Origin of the sequence: Labrys monachus (assembly GCF_030814655.1) — a bacterium.
Taxonomy (GTDB): Bacteria; Pseudomonadota; Alphaproteobacteria; order Rhizobiales; family Labraceae; genus Labrys; species Labrys monacha.
In genome coordinates, this window is sequence record NZ_JAUSVK010000001.1 from 6542638 (window position 1) to 6556250 (window position 13613).

Genomic DNA, 13613 nt, shown 5'->3' on the forward strand with positions numbered 1-13613 from the left:
ATGACATTCCGCTGCCGACGGCAGAGAGTTCGATGTCCGACGAGCGCTTCCACGTCTACATGATGGCGACGCGCAAGGGCGGACCCATCTACACGGGCATTACGAATGATCTTTTTCGCCGGGTCCATGAGCACAAATCTCATGTCTGGCGAGGATTTACGGCGAAATATAATGTCGACAAGCTGGTTTGGTGCGAGCCCTATGACAACCCCGGGGAGGCCATAGCTCGCGAAAAACAGCTCAAGAAATGGCGGAGAGCCTGGAAGGTCGCTTTGATCGAGGAGGAAAAGCCCGATTGGCGTGACTTGGCAGGGGATTTGCTTGGGCAATGATTGTCATCCCGGAGGCCATGTATCATGCAATGGTGCGTTGCAGGTCCGGGATCGCAGGCGGAGCCGAGTTCCTTCTGCAATCGGTCCCGGATCTGCGAAGCGTCACTTCGTGCCGCATCGCGTCCGGGATGACTTTGGTTTTATTGCGATCCTGATCTGCGAGCGTCACTCCGCATCGCGTCCGGGATGACGAGGATTGAAGTATGGGCAAGGCAACAGGTTTTCTCGAGATCGACCGGCAGGACCAGAAGTACCTGCCGGCGGCCGATCGTATCCGCAACTACCGCGAGTTCACGCTGCCGCTCGACGACAAGGACGTCGCCAAGCAGGCGGCGCGCTGCATGGATTGCGGCATTCCCTATTGCCACGGCCCGACGGGGTGCCCGGTCAACAACCAGATCCCGGACTGGAACGACCTCGTCTACCAGGACGATTGGGAGGAGGCGACGCGCAACCTCCACTCGACCAACAACTTCCCCGAATTCACCGGCCGCATCTGCCCGGCGCCCTGCGAGGAAGCCTGCACGCTCAACCTCGAGAACGTGCCGGTGACGATCAAGACGATCGAGCAGTCGATCGCCGACAAGGCCTGGGCGATGGGCTGGATCAAGCCGGAGATGCCCCTGGTGAAGACCGGCCGGAAGGTCGCGGTCGTCGGCTCGGGGCCGGCCGGCATGGCGGCGGCGCAGCAACTCGCCCGCGCCGGCCACGACGTGCATGTGTATGAGCGCGAACCGCGGGCCGGAGGCCTGCTGCGCTACGGCATTCCCGACTTCAAGATGGAAAAGCACCACATCGAGCGCCGCGTGCGCCAGATGGAGGCCGAGGGCGTCACCTTCCACTACAACGTCAATATCGGCGTCACCCTCAGCTTCGCCGATCTCAAGGCAGGCCATGACGCGGTGCTGATGGCGGCCGGCGCCGAGGCGCCGCGCGATCCGACATTGCCGGGCGCCGACCTCGAAGGCGTCCATTTCGCCATGCCCTACCTCGTCCAGCAGAACCGCCGCGTCGCCGGCGAGGATGTCAGCCGCGAGGAGCCGATCCTGGCGACCGGCAAGCACATCGTCGTCATCGGCGGCGGCGACACCGCTTCGGACTGCGTCGGCACCTCCTTCCGCCAGGGCGCGATCTCGGTGACCCAGCTCGACATCCGCCCGCGTCCGCCCGAGCGCGAGGACAAGCTGGCGATCTGGCCCTATTGGCCGACCAAGCTCAGGACGTCCTCCTCCCAGGCCGAGGGCGCCGAGCGCGAGTTCCAGGCCGCCACGCTCGCGGTGGTCGGCAAGAAGGGCCGCGTCACCGGCGTCCGCGTCGCCCGCGTCGACGAGAAGCGCCGGCCGATCGAGGGAACCGAGTTCGTGATCCGGGCCGATGCCGTGTTCATCGCGCTCGGCTTCACCGGCCCGCTCAAGGCCGGGCTGGTGGAGCAGTCCGGCGTCGACCTCGACAAGCGCGGCAACATCGCCGCTGACGACGAGAACTATCGGACATCGCAGGACAAGGTCTTCGCGGCGGGCGACATGCGCCGGGGCCAGTCCCTCGTCGTCTGGGCGATCCGCGAGGGCCGGCAGGCCGCCCGCGCCATCGACGAGGCGCTGATGGGCACGACGACGCTGCCGCGATAGCTCCGGGCGTCCTATTGCGCCCCTTCCGGCCAGCGGAAATCGTCGGCGCGCCCCTCCTTCGGGGGCAGGGGCTCGCCGCGGGCGAGCGCCGCCGCGACGCTGGGATCGGCAGCCGAGGGCGGCGGGGCGGCATTCGTGCCGAGCAGGGTGCCGCCGGGCGTCGGATCATAGTCGCGCAGCGGCAGGACGGGACCGTATTCCGGCTTTTCGACCACGCCGGGCTTCAGGGTATCGTCGGGTTCGCCCAGCGGCGCCGTGGCGACGACCGGGGCCGGGGCGCCCTCGCCGAGCGCCCGCCGCAGGTCGCCCTCGACGAAATGGGCGGCGATGCGTGCCCCCTCGTCGGAGAAATGCACGCCGTCGGGCAGGCGCAGGCGTGCCGGCTGGCCGTCGAGGCCGGTGCCGCTCGCCGCATAGCTGCCGTCCGCATTCACGAAGCCGTCCCAGATATCGGTGTAGAGCCCGCCCGCCGCGGTCACCCTGTCGCGATAGAGGCCGTTGAGCTCGGCCATGCCGGCGCTCAGCGCCTCGTCCCGCATCGGCGGGAGGCCGAGCCAGAAGATACGGATGTTGCGGGCCTTCAGCGGTGCCAGCATGGCGTCGATCCGCCTGGCATAGGCCTTGCGCCAGCCCTCGGTGTGCGGCTCCAGGGCGGCGCCGCCGTCCTCGATCGGCACTTCGTCATTGCTGCCGAGAAGGATCACCACGGCATCGATCCTGTCGCCGCCGGCGAGCAGCCTGGCGACCGCCTGGTTCCAATCATAGGCATCCGGCCGCGCCAGGCCGGACTCGTCGTTGGTGTCGTCCTTCACGGCGATGTCGGGCCGGTCGGCGAGGAGCCGGGACAGCGCGGCCCCGGTCTGGTCCGCCAGCGAGTCGCCGAGCACATGCACGAAGATGGACGGCGGCGGGGCGGGAGGCGCCTTCAGCCGCTGCATCGGGAGGGAGAAGGGCGAGGCACGCACCTTGGTGCGCCGGATGGGCGCAGGCCGGCGCGTGCGCTGGGTCTCCTGCATGTGCCGGTACTGGCGCAGGGCATCGAACGGCGTGTCGCCGCCGTCGCGCGCCTGGCCATAGAAGGCGCCGGCGCCGATGAACCCCGCCAGCAGGACCAGAAACATCAGCGCTCGGGCAGACGGGAGCATCCGCAGGGGTACCTTCACGCTACAATATTCCCAGCATAGCCGACAATTTCGCGCCGAGGAGAATACGCTCGAACAATAGGTTCGAGGACGTTGCGATTCGATGAAATCGCCATCGGCCGCGGGAGCAGGGCCCGTTTCCGCGCGAACGCCATGCCGCTCCGCTGCTGCGTTCAGGGCGTCGCGCCGAGGCGCTGCAGCATAGCGGGCGTCGGGTAGCCGTCGGCCGTCAGCCCGACCGAGGCCTGCCAGCTGCGCAGCGCCGTCCTCACCGCGGGACCGATCTTGCCGTCGACCGTATCGATCGGATAGCCGAGGGACCGGAGCTTTTCCTGCATGGCGGCGACCTGGGCATGGTCGAGCGGCGTCTCCTGCGCCGGCCAGGCGCCCTTGAGAGGTCCGCCGCCGCGCAGGCGGTCCGCCAGCAGCCCGACCGAGAGCGTGTAGGAATCGGAGATGTTGTAGCTCTTGATGGCCCAGTAATTCTCCGAGATCAGGAAGGCCGGGCCCTTGGCGCCCGCCGGCAGGAACAGCCAGGCCTTGCCGTCCGCCGGCAGCGCCTGGCCATCGGCACGGACGAGGCCGAGATCGGCCCAGGCCGGGATCGGGCCGCCGTCATGGGCATTGATGGCGGTGAAATCGAAAGTCCGGGGCAGGCGGACCTCATAGCCCCAGCGCCGCATCGGCGCCCAGTCATGCATCTTCAGGTAGTTGGCGATCGACCCGAGCACGTCGGGCTCCTCGCTCCAGATATTGCGCTTGCCGTCGCCGTTCATGTCGACCGCGAATTTCAGGAAGCTGGACGGCATGAACTGCACCTGCCCGAGCGCCCCGGCCCAGGAGCCGGTCATGGCGCGGGGGGCGATGTCGTGCTCCTGCAGGATCTTGAGGGCAGCGATCAATTCGTCGCGGAACAGCTCCGGCCGCTTGCCCGTGCAGCAGGCCAGCGTCGCCAGCGAGCGGATGATGTCGGAGCGGCCCGGCGAGGCGCCGTAATTGCTTTCCAGCGACCAGATGGCGAGCACGACGTAGCGGTCGACCCCGAAGCGCGCCTCGACCTTGTCGAGCCAGGGCTTCCAGCGCTCGGCCATCAGCCGGCCCTGGCTGATGCGGCCCGGCGTGAGGCGCGTCTCGATATAGGCATGGATGGTCTGGTTGAATTCGGGCTGGGTGCCCGCGAGCGCGATGACCTTGGGGTCGGCGCTGAGGCCGGCGAAGGCGGCATCGAAGGTGTCGCGGGAGATGCCGGCCGCCCGGGCCCGCGGCCAGAGGGCCGTCAGGAAGGTGAGATAGCGGTCGGCCGCGGCGCAGGCCGGCGTCAGCGGCGAAGCGAAGGCGAGGGCAAGCAGCAGGATCCGGATCGAACGTGGCATCGGTGCCTCCGCGGATGATTCGTGCCGTCCTCGAACGGAACGGCCTCCGGCAGCGTCGGGTCAAGCGCCGATCGCCGGCGCGCGGCGAAAATCGTCGGCTTCCCGCAGCGCCGGCGCGGCCGGACCCTGACGTTCGCGGAATTTGTGCTAAACAGCGCCGCGATACAATCTCCGACAGGAACGATGCATGGCGACGACCGGGCAGGCGGAGCAGAAGCGGCAGGCGGAGGCGGGCGCGGTGCTGCGGTCCGCCCTCAGGACGATCGAGACCGAGCGGGCGGGCCTGGAGGCCCTGGCGCGGGCGCTCTCGGACGATCTCGGCCCGGCCTTCGCCGCCAGCGTCGAGCGGATCGCCGGCCTGAAGGGGCGCGTCATCGTCACCGGCATGGGAAAGTCGGGCCATATCGGCAAGAAGGTGGCGGCGACCTTCGCCTCCACCGGCACGCCCGCCTTCTTCGTGCATCCGAGCGAGGCGAGCCACGGCGATCTCGGCATGATCACCACCGACGACGCGGTGATCGCGCTGTCCTGGTCGGGCGAGACGCGCGAGCTCGGCGACATCCTCGATTATGCCGCCCGCTTCGACGTGCCGCTCATCGCCGTGACCTCGGCGCCGAACTCGACCCTCGCCCGGGCCGCCGATATCCGCCTCGTCCTGCCGCGGGTGGAGGAAGCCTGCCCGAACGGGCTCGCCCCCACCACCTCCTCGCTGATGCAGCTGGCGCTGGGCGATGCGCTTGCGGTCGCGCTGCTGGAGGCGCGCGGCTTCACCGCCGTCGACTTCCGTGTCTTCCATCCCGGCGGCAAGCTCGGCGCCGCGCTCAAATTCGTGCGTGACGTCATGCGCGCCGGCGAGGCCATGCCGCTCGTCGCCCGGGGCACGCCGATGTCGGAGGCGGTGCTGGTGATGTCGCGCATGGGCGTCGGCTGCGTCGGCGTGACGGACGAGGCCGGCGCCCTCATCGGCATCGCCACGGACGGAGACCTGCGCCGCCACATGGCGCCGGACCTGATGACGCGCCGGGTCGACGACATCATGACGCACAGCCCCAAGGTGATCCGCGCCGACGCGCTGGTGGGCGAGGCGCTGGAGGTGATGGATTCCCGGCGCATCAGCGCCTTGTTCGCGATGGAGGGCGACCGCCCCGTCGGCGTCGTGCACATGCACGACCTCCTGCGCATCGGCCTGGTGTGAGCCCGGCGCCGCTCCGGCTGACGGTGAGCGACCTCGCCTGCGAAAGGGGCGGGCGGGCGGTGTTCGCCGGCGTGTCCTTCGCGGCGGGCGCGGGTGACCTCGTCGCCGTCGTCGGCCATAACGGGGCCGGCAAGTCGAGCCTCCTGCGCGTCATCGCCGGGCTGGTGCCGAAGGCGGCCGGCTCGGTGGTGGTGGAGGGGGCCGAGACGTCCGGGGACGAAGGGCGCCCCTCGGGCGAGCACATGCATTATTGCGGCCATGCCGACGCCCTCAAGCCGGCGCTGACGGTGCGGGAGAACCTCGCCTTCTGGCGCGACTATTATGGCGGGGCCGCGCTCGCGCCGGAGGACGCGCTCGACCTCTTCGCCATCGAGCCCCTGGCCGACCTGCCCGCCGCCTATCTGTCGGCGGGCCAGAAGCGGCGGCTCGCGCTCTGCCGCCTCTTCGTCTCGTACCGGCCGGTCTGGCTGCTCGACGAGCCGACCTCGGCGCTCGACGTGGCGACGCAGGCCCGCCTGTCGGAACGCATGCGCGAGCATCTCGCCGGCGGCGGCATCATCCTCGCCGCGACCCATGGCGATCTCGGCCTGGCACCCGCGCTGGTGCTGACCATCGGTGCCGCATGAGGGCGCTGTCCGCCCTGCTCGTGCGGGAGCTGCGCCTGGCGGTGCGGGCCGGCGGCGGCGCGCCGGTCGGCGTCGTCTTCTTCCTGGCGGTGGTGACGGTCGTGCCCTTCGGCGTCGGACCGGACCTCAACCTGCTGGCGCGCATCGGCCCGGCCATCCTCTGGCTCGGCGCGCTCCTCGCCACCCTGCTCGGCCTCGACCGCCTGTTCCAGGCCGATCTCGACGACGGCTCGCTCGACCTCATCCATCTCGGCCCGGTGCCGCTGGAACTGGCGGTCGCCGTCAAGGCGCTGGCGCACTGGATCGCGACCGGCCTGCCGCTGGTGGTCGCCGCGCCCCTGCTCGGCCTCTTCGTCAACCTGCCCGCGAGCGGCATCGGCGCGGTCACGCTCACCTTGCTGGTCGGCACGCCCGCGCTCACCTTCCTCGGCACCATCGGCGCGGCGCTGACGGTGGCGCTGCGCCGCGGCGGCCTGCTGCTGTCGATCCTGATCCTGCCGCTCGCCATCCCCGTGCTGATCTTCGGCGTCGCCGCCGCCAATGCCGCCATCGCCGGGCCGATGCCGTTCCTGCCGCCCTTCCTGCTGCTCTGCGCCATGACGCTGTTCTCGATCGTGCTCGGCACGGTCGCCTCGGCCTGGGCGCTCCGGTTCGGGCTGGAATAGGGGGCCGGCCGTTTTTTATAACAGGCGGGTCGGGTGGTCCGCCCACCGGCGGGCCGGTCTCCCGGCCGGCATGCTTCATCTTGCGCGATCCCGCGTATTTGTGTTCCCGCCGTCATTGTTTCGCCGCTTCGTCCCGTCTAGAACATCTCCATGTGGAAGATCGCCAATCCCACCGTCTTCATGGGTCTCGCCGGCCGCATCCTGCCGTGGCTGGCCGGCGTCACGCTCGTGCTGTTCGCGATCGGCATCTATGGCAGCGTGATCGCGCCCGACGACTACCAGCAGGGCGCCACGGTGAAGATCATGTTCATCCACGTGCCCTTCGCCTGGCTCGGCATGGCCGGCTGGATGGTGATGTCGGCATCGGCGATCGGGGTGCTGGTCTGGCGCCATCCGCTCGCCGAGGTGGCGATGAAGGCGGCGGCGCCGATCGGCGCGACCTTCACTCTGCTCTGCCTCGTCACCGGCTCGCTGTGGGGCCAGCCGATGTGGGGGACGTGGTGGGTCTGGGATGCGAGGCTCACCTCGGTCCTCGTGCTGTTCCTGATGTATCTCGCGCTGCTGGCGCTCTGGCACAGCGTCGAGGACCCCGGCCGCGCCGCCAAGATCTGCGCCGTCCTCGTGCTGGTCGGGGCGGTCAACATCCCCATCATCAAGTTCTCGGTCGAATGGTGGTACACGCTGCACCAGGGCGAATCGGTGTTCCGCATGGGCGGATCGACCATCGATGCCTCCATGCTCTGGCCGCTCCTGGTGATGGCGCTCGCCTTCACCGGCCTGTTCTTCACCCTGCATCTGATGGCGATGCGGGCCGAGATCCTGCGCCGGCGCATCCGCACCATGCGCCTGATGGCGGCAGCCGGCGTGGCGACCACGATGGCGCCCGCGATGCCGGCGGAGGCCTGACATGGTCGTCCTCGGCATGGACCTCGGGCCGCATTGGGCCTTCATCACATGGGCCTATGGGCTGGCGATCGCGGTGATCGCCGCGCTCGCCGCCTGGATCCTGGTCGACTACCGCAGCCAGCTGAAGACGCTCGCCGAGCTCGAGGCGCGCGGCCTCAGGCGGCGCTCGCGGTCGCGGACGGAGGGCGCTCCGCGATGAGCGAGACCCAGGCCCTGCCGGTCCGGCCGCGGCGGCGCTGGCTCGCCTTCCTGCCCATCGCGGTGTTCGCCGCCCTGGCGCTGCTGTTCTGGCGCCAGCTCGGCGCGGGCGACCCGAGCACGCTGCCCTCGGCGCTGATCGGCAAGACCGTCCCCGACATGAAGCTGCCGCCGCTCGACGGCCTGCAGCGCGACGGCAGGCCGGTGCCGGGCCTCGGCACGGCGGATCTCGAGGCCGGCGGCGTGACGGTGGTGAACGTCTTCGCCTCCTGGTGCGGCCCCTGCCAGGACGAGCATCCCGTGCTGATGCGGCTCGCCGCGCAGAAGAAGGTTCGCATCGCCGCCATCAACTACAAGGACCTGCCGGACAATGCCCGCCGCTTCCTCGGCACCTTCGGCGATCCCTACGACGCCGTCGGGGTCGACGCCAATGGCCGCTCGGCCATCGACTGGGGCGTCTACGGCGTGCCGGAGACCTTCCTGGTCGGCAAGGACGGCGTCATCCTCGACAAGATCGTCGGCCCGCTGAGCGACGACGTCGTGGCCGGCCGCCTGCTGCCCGCCATCGAGGCGGCGGCAAAGAAATAGGCAGGACGCGAGGCAGACATGAACGACCGGAGCAAGCTTCCCTACCGGCCCTGCGCGGGCGCGGCGCTGTTCAACGCGGCCGGCGAGGTCCTGCTCGGGCGGCGCAAGCCGAAACCCGGCCAGGCCGAGCGCAGCGGCAGCTTCGAGTGGCAGATGCCGCAGGGCGGCATCGACGAGGGCGAGGATCCGCGCGACGCGGCGATCCGCGAACTCTATGAGGAGACCAGTGTGCGCTCGATCGAGTTCCTCGCCGAAGCGCCGGAATGGTATGCCTACGACCTGCCGGAAGAGATGGTCGGCAGCGGCTGGACGCAGCATTACCGCGGCCAGATCCAGAAATGGTTCGCCTTCCGCTTCACCGGGCAGGAGAGCGAGATCGACGTCGACCATCCGGGCGAGGGCCGGTTCAAGGCCGAATTCGACCAATGGCGCTGGCAGCCGCTGGAGGCGCTGCCGGACCTCGTCATCCCCTTCAAGGCCGGCGTCTACCGCAACGTCGTCGACGCCTTCCGCTTCCTCGTCCGATGACGGGCCAGGCGCTCCCCTACCGGCCGAATGTCGGCATCGCCCTGTTCAGCAGCCAGGGCCTCGTCCTGGTCGGCCGGGCGAAGACCTCGGGCCCCGAGCTGATCGTCCCCGGCTTCGAATGGCAATGCCCGCAGGGCGGCATCGACGAGGGCGAGGACATCGTCGCCGCGGCGCGGCGCGAATTGTGGGAAGAAACCAATGTGCGCTCGGCGGCCCTGCTCGCGGTGACGCCGGACTGGTGGGACTACGACTTCCCGCCCTATGACGGCCCGCGGCACAAATTGTCGCCCTTCCGTGGCCAGAAGCAGCGCTGGGTCGCCTTCCGCTTCGAGGGCGACGACGGCGAGATCGACGTGGTCAACCTGCCGACGGGCGAGCCGCAGGAGTTCTTCGGCTGGCGCTGGGAGAGGCTCGCGCGGCTGCCCGGCCTGGTCACCCCGCACAAGCGGGCGGTGTATGAGCGTGTGGCGCTGGCCTTCGCGGCGTTCGGGACGGCATCATAGCAGCCGTCGGGGTCTCCCTCTCCGGCGGCCCCGGTGCGCGTATTGCCGAGGGTGAAAGAGCTCGCCGAAGAAGGCGACGGCCCGGCCCTTTGCGTCCAGCAGCAATGCCCGGGGTCTCGCATGGCAGGCCGCCAGGGAGCGCCTCGCGGCAACGAAAGTCGAAACCGGGACCAGACACCTGAAAGCGGGTCGAACATAGGTCCTCCCTTCTCAGGGGGCCGTAAGCGAAACATCCTCCGCCCGCTCCCGCCGCAGCAGCGGCAGGACGGTCCGGTCGAGATCGACGAGATCCGGGCCATAGCGGTATTCAAATCCCGTCTGGTCGGCATCCAGCAGGTCGAGAACTCTCTCGGCGCCCGTCGTGTAAACAACGACATCGGCCCAATCGAGTGCCGGCCCCAATTCGGGCGTGTCGAGGACCACCGCCCTGCATTCCGCCACATGGGGCGCAAAGCGCTGCGCGCCCGATTTCAGCATCGGCAGGAAATCGGGGAAATGAGAGACGACCGCGAGCCTGGCATAGGGGTCCAGGCCCGCAAGCGCCTGTCGGGTCTTCTCCGTCGGAAGAAATCTGATCGAGACCACCCTGAGGCGCGGGAGAAGCGCTGCGATCTCGCGCTGCCGATTGGGAAAGGTGACGACGAGTTCCACGTCACGCAGCGATTTCCGAAAGCCCTCGTCGCTGCGGACGCGATCGAGCGTGCAGGCCCCGACCTGGAAGTCCGCCCCCAGATGAGAGGCGATGGCCGCCGCATAGTCGCGCGTCGCCTCTTCGAACATGCCGATGGTAACGACGCGCCGCGTCTCGCCCGCCTTCTCCTGCGCCGCGAAGCGGGTCTGGACCATCGCGGTGAAGTCCGCCCGGCTGAGGCCGAGCCACCGCACATCGTGAATCAACTGGTCGAGGCGCTCGGTGACGGCGCTCATCTCCGTCGGCGCGATCGCCGCATCCGGGTTGCGCTCGGCGACATAGGTTCCATCGCCCGGACGGGCTTCGATCAGGCGGGCGTTCCTGAGATAGCGATACACTTGCGACACGGTCATCGGAGCAACGCCGAGGGATTCGGCGAGATCGCGCACCGAGGGCAGCCTCTCGCCGGGCGTGAACTCGCCGCTGACGATGCCGTGCTCGATCAGCCCGCGAAGCTGCGTGCCCAGCGGGACGGGAAGGCTGCGATCCACGCTCAGTTTCAAGGCGTCAAGCCTCCTGCCAAAGTTCTAATCAATTAGCACACTGATTTTCGCATACCAACGCAGATTTTGCCCAAATAACAGCATTTACGCCGGAAACCAGCGATAAATATGAGCTTGACGCTCCATTTTCCCAGCCATATCGTTCTAGTCAATTAGTACATTAAGCATAAAAACGCAGGCTTTGAACGTCTTCGAAGCGACACCGCCAGGGGTATGGGGAATGTTGAAAACAACACGCAGGCAGACTTTAGCAGGTCTGGCAGGCTTGGGCGCAAGTGCCTTCCTGCCTCTGGGTTGGGCGTCGCGGGCCATCGCTGCGCCGGTGAAGGGTGGCTCCGTGAAGTTCGGCGTGGCCGGCGGCGCAACCTCGGATACGCTGGATCCACGCGGATCGCCGGATACGCATGTCGCCCTCGCTTGGTGGGCGCTGCGCAATTCGCTGACGGAAGTGATGCCCGATGGGTCGCTGGTCGGCGAGTTGGCGGCGTCCTGGGCGCCTTCCGACGAGGCCAAGACGTGGACGTTCCAGATCCGGAACGGCGTGACGTTTCACGACGGCAAGCCGCTCACGGCCGAGGATGTGGTTGCCTCGATCAACTTCCACCGCGGCGACAAGAGCGTCTCGGCCGGCAAGACGCTGGTCGAGCCCATCGCCGACATCAAGGCGACAGGGCCGCTGACGGTCGTCGTCGAACTGTCGAAGAGCAACGCCGATTTCCCCTTCCTGATGAGCGACTATCACATGCTGATCCTCCCCGTCGTCGACGGCAAGGTCGATTGGCAATCGGGGAACGGCACGGGCGGCTACGTCCTCGAAAGCTTCGAGCCGGGCGTGTCGATCAAGCTCAAGCGCAACCCCAACTATTTCAAGGGCGACAGCCGCGCCCATTTCGACCAAGTCGAGCTGATCAACATTCCCGACGCGGCCGCGCGGCAGACGGCGCTGATGTCCGGCGAGGTCGATGCGATCGGCCGCGTCGACGTCAAGACCGTGCTGCGCCTCGGCGGCGTTCCGGGCATCCGCATCGTCGAGACCACCGGGCCCCAATATTCGACCATCCTGATGGACACCACCTCGTCCCTCTTCCGGGACAAGGATGTCCGCCTGGCGTTCAAATATGCCGTCGACCGCGAGGAAATGCTGAAGCGGGTGCTGCTCGGGCACGGCACCATCGGCAACGACCAGCCGATCGGGCCGACCTACCCTTATTTCGACAAGGGCCTCGCCCAGCGCAGCTACGATCCCGACAAGGCCAAGTTCCTGCTGAAGAAGGCGGGGGCGGAAGGCATCACGGTCGACCTCGAAACCGCAGAAGTCGCCTGGCCGGCGGGGGCCATCGACGCCGCCGTGCTCTATGCAGAACAGGCGAAGGCGGCCGGTATCCGGATCAACGTCGTCAAGCGTCCCAATGACGGCTTCTGGTCCAACACCTGGTCGAAGGTGCCCTTCACCATGGGCTATGTCGGCGGCCGGCCGACCGAAGACTGGATCTTCACGGCCTTCTACGCGGCCAAGGCCGAGAACAACGACACGCATTGGGACAATCCTCATTTCGAGGATCTGCTCGTGAAGGGGCGGCTGACCGTGGATCCCGCCGAGCGGCGTGCGGTCTACGCGGAAATGCAGCACCTCCTCAACGAGGATGGCGGCCTCATCGCCCCCCTGTTCGCCAACCACATCGTCGGTCTGGGATCGAAGGTCACGACCCCCGAAAAGCTGAGCGGCAACTGGGAAATGGACAATTGGCGGGCTGTCGAGCGCTGGTCGCTGTCCGCCTGACTGCAGAATTTCGACAAAGGAATCGTATGATGTTCGAGGCCGTCAACAAGGGGCAGCGGATTCCGGACCACCTGATCCGGGAACTGCCGGATCGCGCACCGCTGCTGGCCGACCTTCCCCGCCTGCGCGAGGTCCTCGCGGAGGAAGGCTACGTCCTCCTGCGCAACGTCCTGCCCGTGGCGGACGTGATGGCGGCGCGGCAGGAGGTCGCCGATCGGCTCGCTTCGGTCGGCGAACTGCGGGAGCCGGCGATCGACGGCATCGTGACCGGTGTCAGCCAGCGCGACAAGGTCCACCCCGACCTCGGTGCCTTCTGGAAGACGGCCAGCGAGGGCGAGAAGCTTCGCAGCGTCACGCATGGCGCCCGCATGCGCGAGATCCTCGGCGCCATCCACGGCGCGCCGGCGGTCGGCCACGACCTCGTCTATCTGCGCGTCGCGGCGCCCGGCAGGGCCCTCGACATGCATTACGACTATCCCTTCTTCGCCAAGGGCACGCCCGATCTCTACACCGTCTGGACACCGCTCGGCGACGTGCCGGTCACGGATGGACCTCTCTTCATCATCGACAAGTCGAACACCTATCGCGACCTGATCGACGACGTGGTCGCCGCGGGCGAGACGGCGTCCGTGGCGCGCAAGCTCGCCTATAACCGGCCGGCCTATGAATTCGCCGAGGAGCGTCACACGTCGATCATGTGCGCGGATCTCCATGCCGGCGACATCATCGTCTTCAGCCTCTTCACCGCCCATGGGTCGCTCGACAATTGCTCGCCGATCAACCGTGCCCGCATGTCGTGCGACGTCCGCTACCAGCGGGCGGACATGCCGCGCGATCCCCGCTATTTCGGTGAGAATCCCGTCGGCTACAATGGCAAGGGATATGCGGACCTCAACGGCTCCAAGCCGCTGACCGCCAGCTGGATCACGAATTAGCCGTTCCGGAACCGGGAGAG

General features: G+C 68.1%; 15 protein-coding genes. 12 read left to right on the forward strand and 3 right to left on the reverse strand.

Annotated elements, in window-relative coordinates; genetic code table 11:
* Nucleotides 1-32: 32 nt before the first annotated feature.
* Both J3R73_RS29795 and J3R73_RS29800 read left to right on the forward strand, forming a co-directional pair.
* On the forward strand, nucleotides 33-332 hold the full coding sequence (locus J3R73_RS29795) for a GIY-YIG nuclease family protein (protein WP_307436092.1): 300 nt from the start codon (nucleotides 33-35) through the stop codon (nucleotides 330-332).
* Between the two features lie 203 nt (nucleotides 333-535).
* Nucleotides 536-1960: a glutamate synthase subunit beta gene (locus J3R73_RS29800; RefSeq protein WP_307436094.1), complete on the forward strand. Its 1425-nt coding sequence runs from the start codon at nucleotides 536-538 to the stop codon at nucleotides 1958-1960.
* 11 nt (nucleotides 1961-1971) lie between these two features.
* Here the strand turns inward: J3R73_RS29800 and J3R73_RS29805 are convergent, their stop codons facing one another.
* Nucleotides 1972-3081 carry an SGNH/GDSL hydrolase family protein gene (locus J3R73_RS29805; RefSeq protein ID WP_307436096.1) on the reverse strand — a complete coding sequence of 370 codons (1110 nt, stop codon included), beginning with the start codon at nucleotides 3079-3081 and terminating at the stop codon, nucleotides 1972-1974.
* 194 nt (nucleotides 3082-3275) lie between these two features.
* Nucleotides 3276-4475: a lytic murein transglycosylase gene (locus J3R73_RS29810; protein WP_307436099.1), complete on the reverse strand. Its 1200-nt coding sequence runs from the start codon at nucleotides 4473-4475 to the stop codon at nucleotides 3276-3278.
* A 187-nt stretch (nucleotides 4476-4662) separates the two neighbouring features.
* Here J3R73_RS29810 and J3R73_RS29815 point away from each other — a divergent pair, with 187 nt between their 5' ends.
* From J3R73_RS29815 to J3R73_RS29850, 8 genes are all read left to right on the forward strand, one after another.
* Nucleotides 4663-5670, forward strand: a complete 1008-nt coding sequence (locus J3R73_RS29815; protein WP_307436102.1) for a KpsF/GutQ family sugar-phosphate isomerase — start codon at nucleotides 4663-4665, stop codon at nucleotides 5668-5670.
* Nucleotides 5667-6296, forward strand: coding sequence for a heme ABC exporter ATP-binding protein CcmA (gene ccmA / locus J3R73_RS29820; RefSeq protein ID WP_307436105.1), 630 nt, complete (start codon nucleotides 5667-5669; stop codon nucleotides 6294-6296). Before J3R73_RS29815 ends, ccmA begins: the two co-directional genes overlap by 4 nt.
* Before the next feature lie 5 nt (nucleotides 6297-6301).
* Nucleotides 6302-6961 carry a heme exporter protein CcmB gene (gene ccmB / locus J3R73_RS29825; RefSeq protein ID WP_307437800.1) on the forward strand — a complete coding sequence of 220 codons (660 nt, stop codon included), beginning with the start codon at nucleotides 6302-6304 and terminating at the stop codon, nucleotides 6959-6961.
* A gap of 150 nt (nucleotides 6962-7111) precedes the next feature.
* On the forward strand, nucleotides 7112-7867 hold the full coding sequence (locus tag J3R73_RS29830) for a heme ABC transporter permease (protein ID WP_370880049.1): 756 nt from the start codon (nucleotides 7112-7114) through the stop codon (nucleotides 7865-7867).
* Between the two features lies 1 nt (nucleotide 7868).
* Nucleotides 7869-8066, forward strand: a complete 198-nt coding sequence (gene ccmD / locus J3R73_RS29835) for a heme exporter protein CcmD (RefSeq protein ID WP_307436108.1) — start codon at nucleotides 7869-7871, stop codon at nucleotides 8064-8066.
* Complete coding sequence (locus tag J3R73_RS29840; protein ID WP_307436111.1) at nucleotides 8063-8653, forward strand: DsbE family thiol:disulfide interchange protein; 591 nt, start codon at nucleotides 8063-8065, stop codon at nucleotides 8651-8653. The genes ccmD and J3R73_RS29840 overlap by 4 nt, the downstream gene beginning before the upstream one ends.
* 18 nt (nucleotides 8654-8671) lie before the next feature.
* Nucleotides 8672-9181 carry an RNA pyrophosphohydrolase gene (locus tag J3R73_RS29845; protein WP_307436114.1) on the forward strand — a complete coding sequence of 170 codons (510 nt, stop codon included), beginning with the start codon at nucleotides 8672-8674 and terminating at the stop codon, nucleotides 9179-9181.
* Nucleotides 9178-9684 carry an RNA pyrophosphohydrolase gene (locus tag J3R73_RS29850; protein WP_307436117.1) on the forward strand — a complete coding sequence of 169 codons (507 nt, stop codon included), beginning with the start codon at nucleotides 9178-9180 and terminating at the stop codon, nucleotides 9682-9684. The genes J3R73_RS29845 and J3R73_RS29850 overlap by 4 nt, the downstream gene beginning before the upstream one ends.
* 210 nt (nucleotides 9685-9894) lie before the next feature.
* Here J3R73_RS29850 and J3R73_RS29855 read toward each other — a convergent pair whose 3' ends face one another.
* A complete protein-coding gene (locus J3R73_RS29855) occupies nucleotides 9895-10878 on the reverse strand; it encodes a GntR family transcriptional regulator (protein ID WP_307436120.1) in 984 nt (327 codons plus the stop codon).
* A gap of 337 nt (nucleotides 10879-11215) precedes the next feature.
* Between J3R73_RS29855 and J3R73_RS29860 the strand changes: the two genes are divergently transcribed.
* Both J3R73_RS29860 and J3R73_RS29865 read left to right on the forward strand, forming a co-directional pair.
* Nucleotides 11216-12658 carry an ABC transporter substrate-binding protein gene (locus J3R73_RS29860; RefSeq protein ID WP_307436123.1) on the forward strand — a complete coding sequence of 481 codons (1443 nt, stop codon included), beginning with the start codon at nucleotides 11216-11218 and terminating at the stop codon, nucleotides 12656-12658.
* Between the two features lie 26 nt (nucleotides 12659-12684).
* Nucleotides 12685-13593 (forward strand): phytanoyl-CoA dioxygenase family protein, encoded by a 909-nt coding sequence (locus J3R73_RS29865; protein WP_307436127.1) that lies wholly within the window; start codon nucleotides 12685-12687, stop codon nucleotides 13591-13593.
* The last annotated feature ends 20 nt before the right edge of the window (nucleotides 13594-13613 follow it).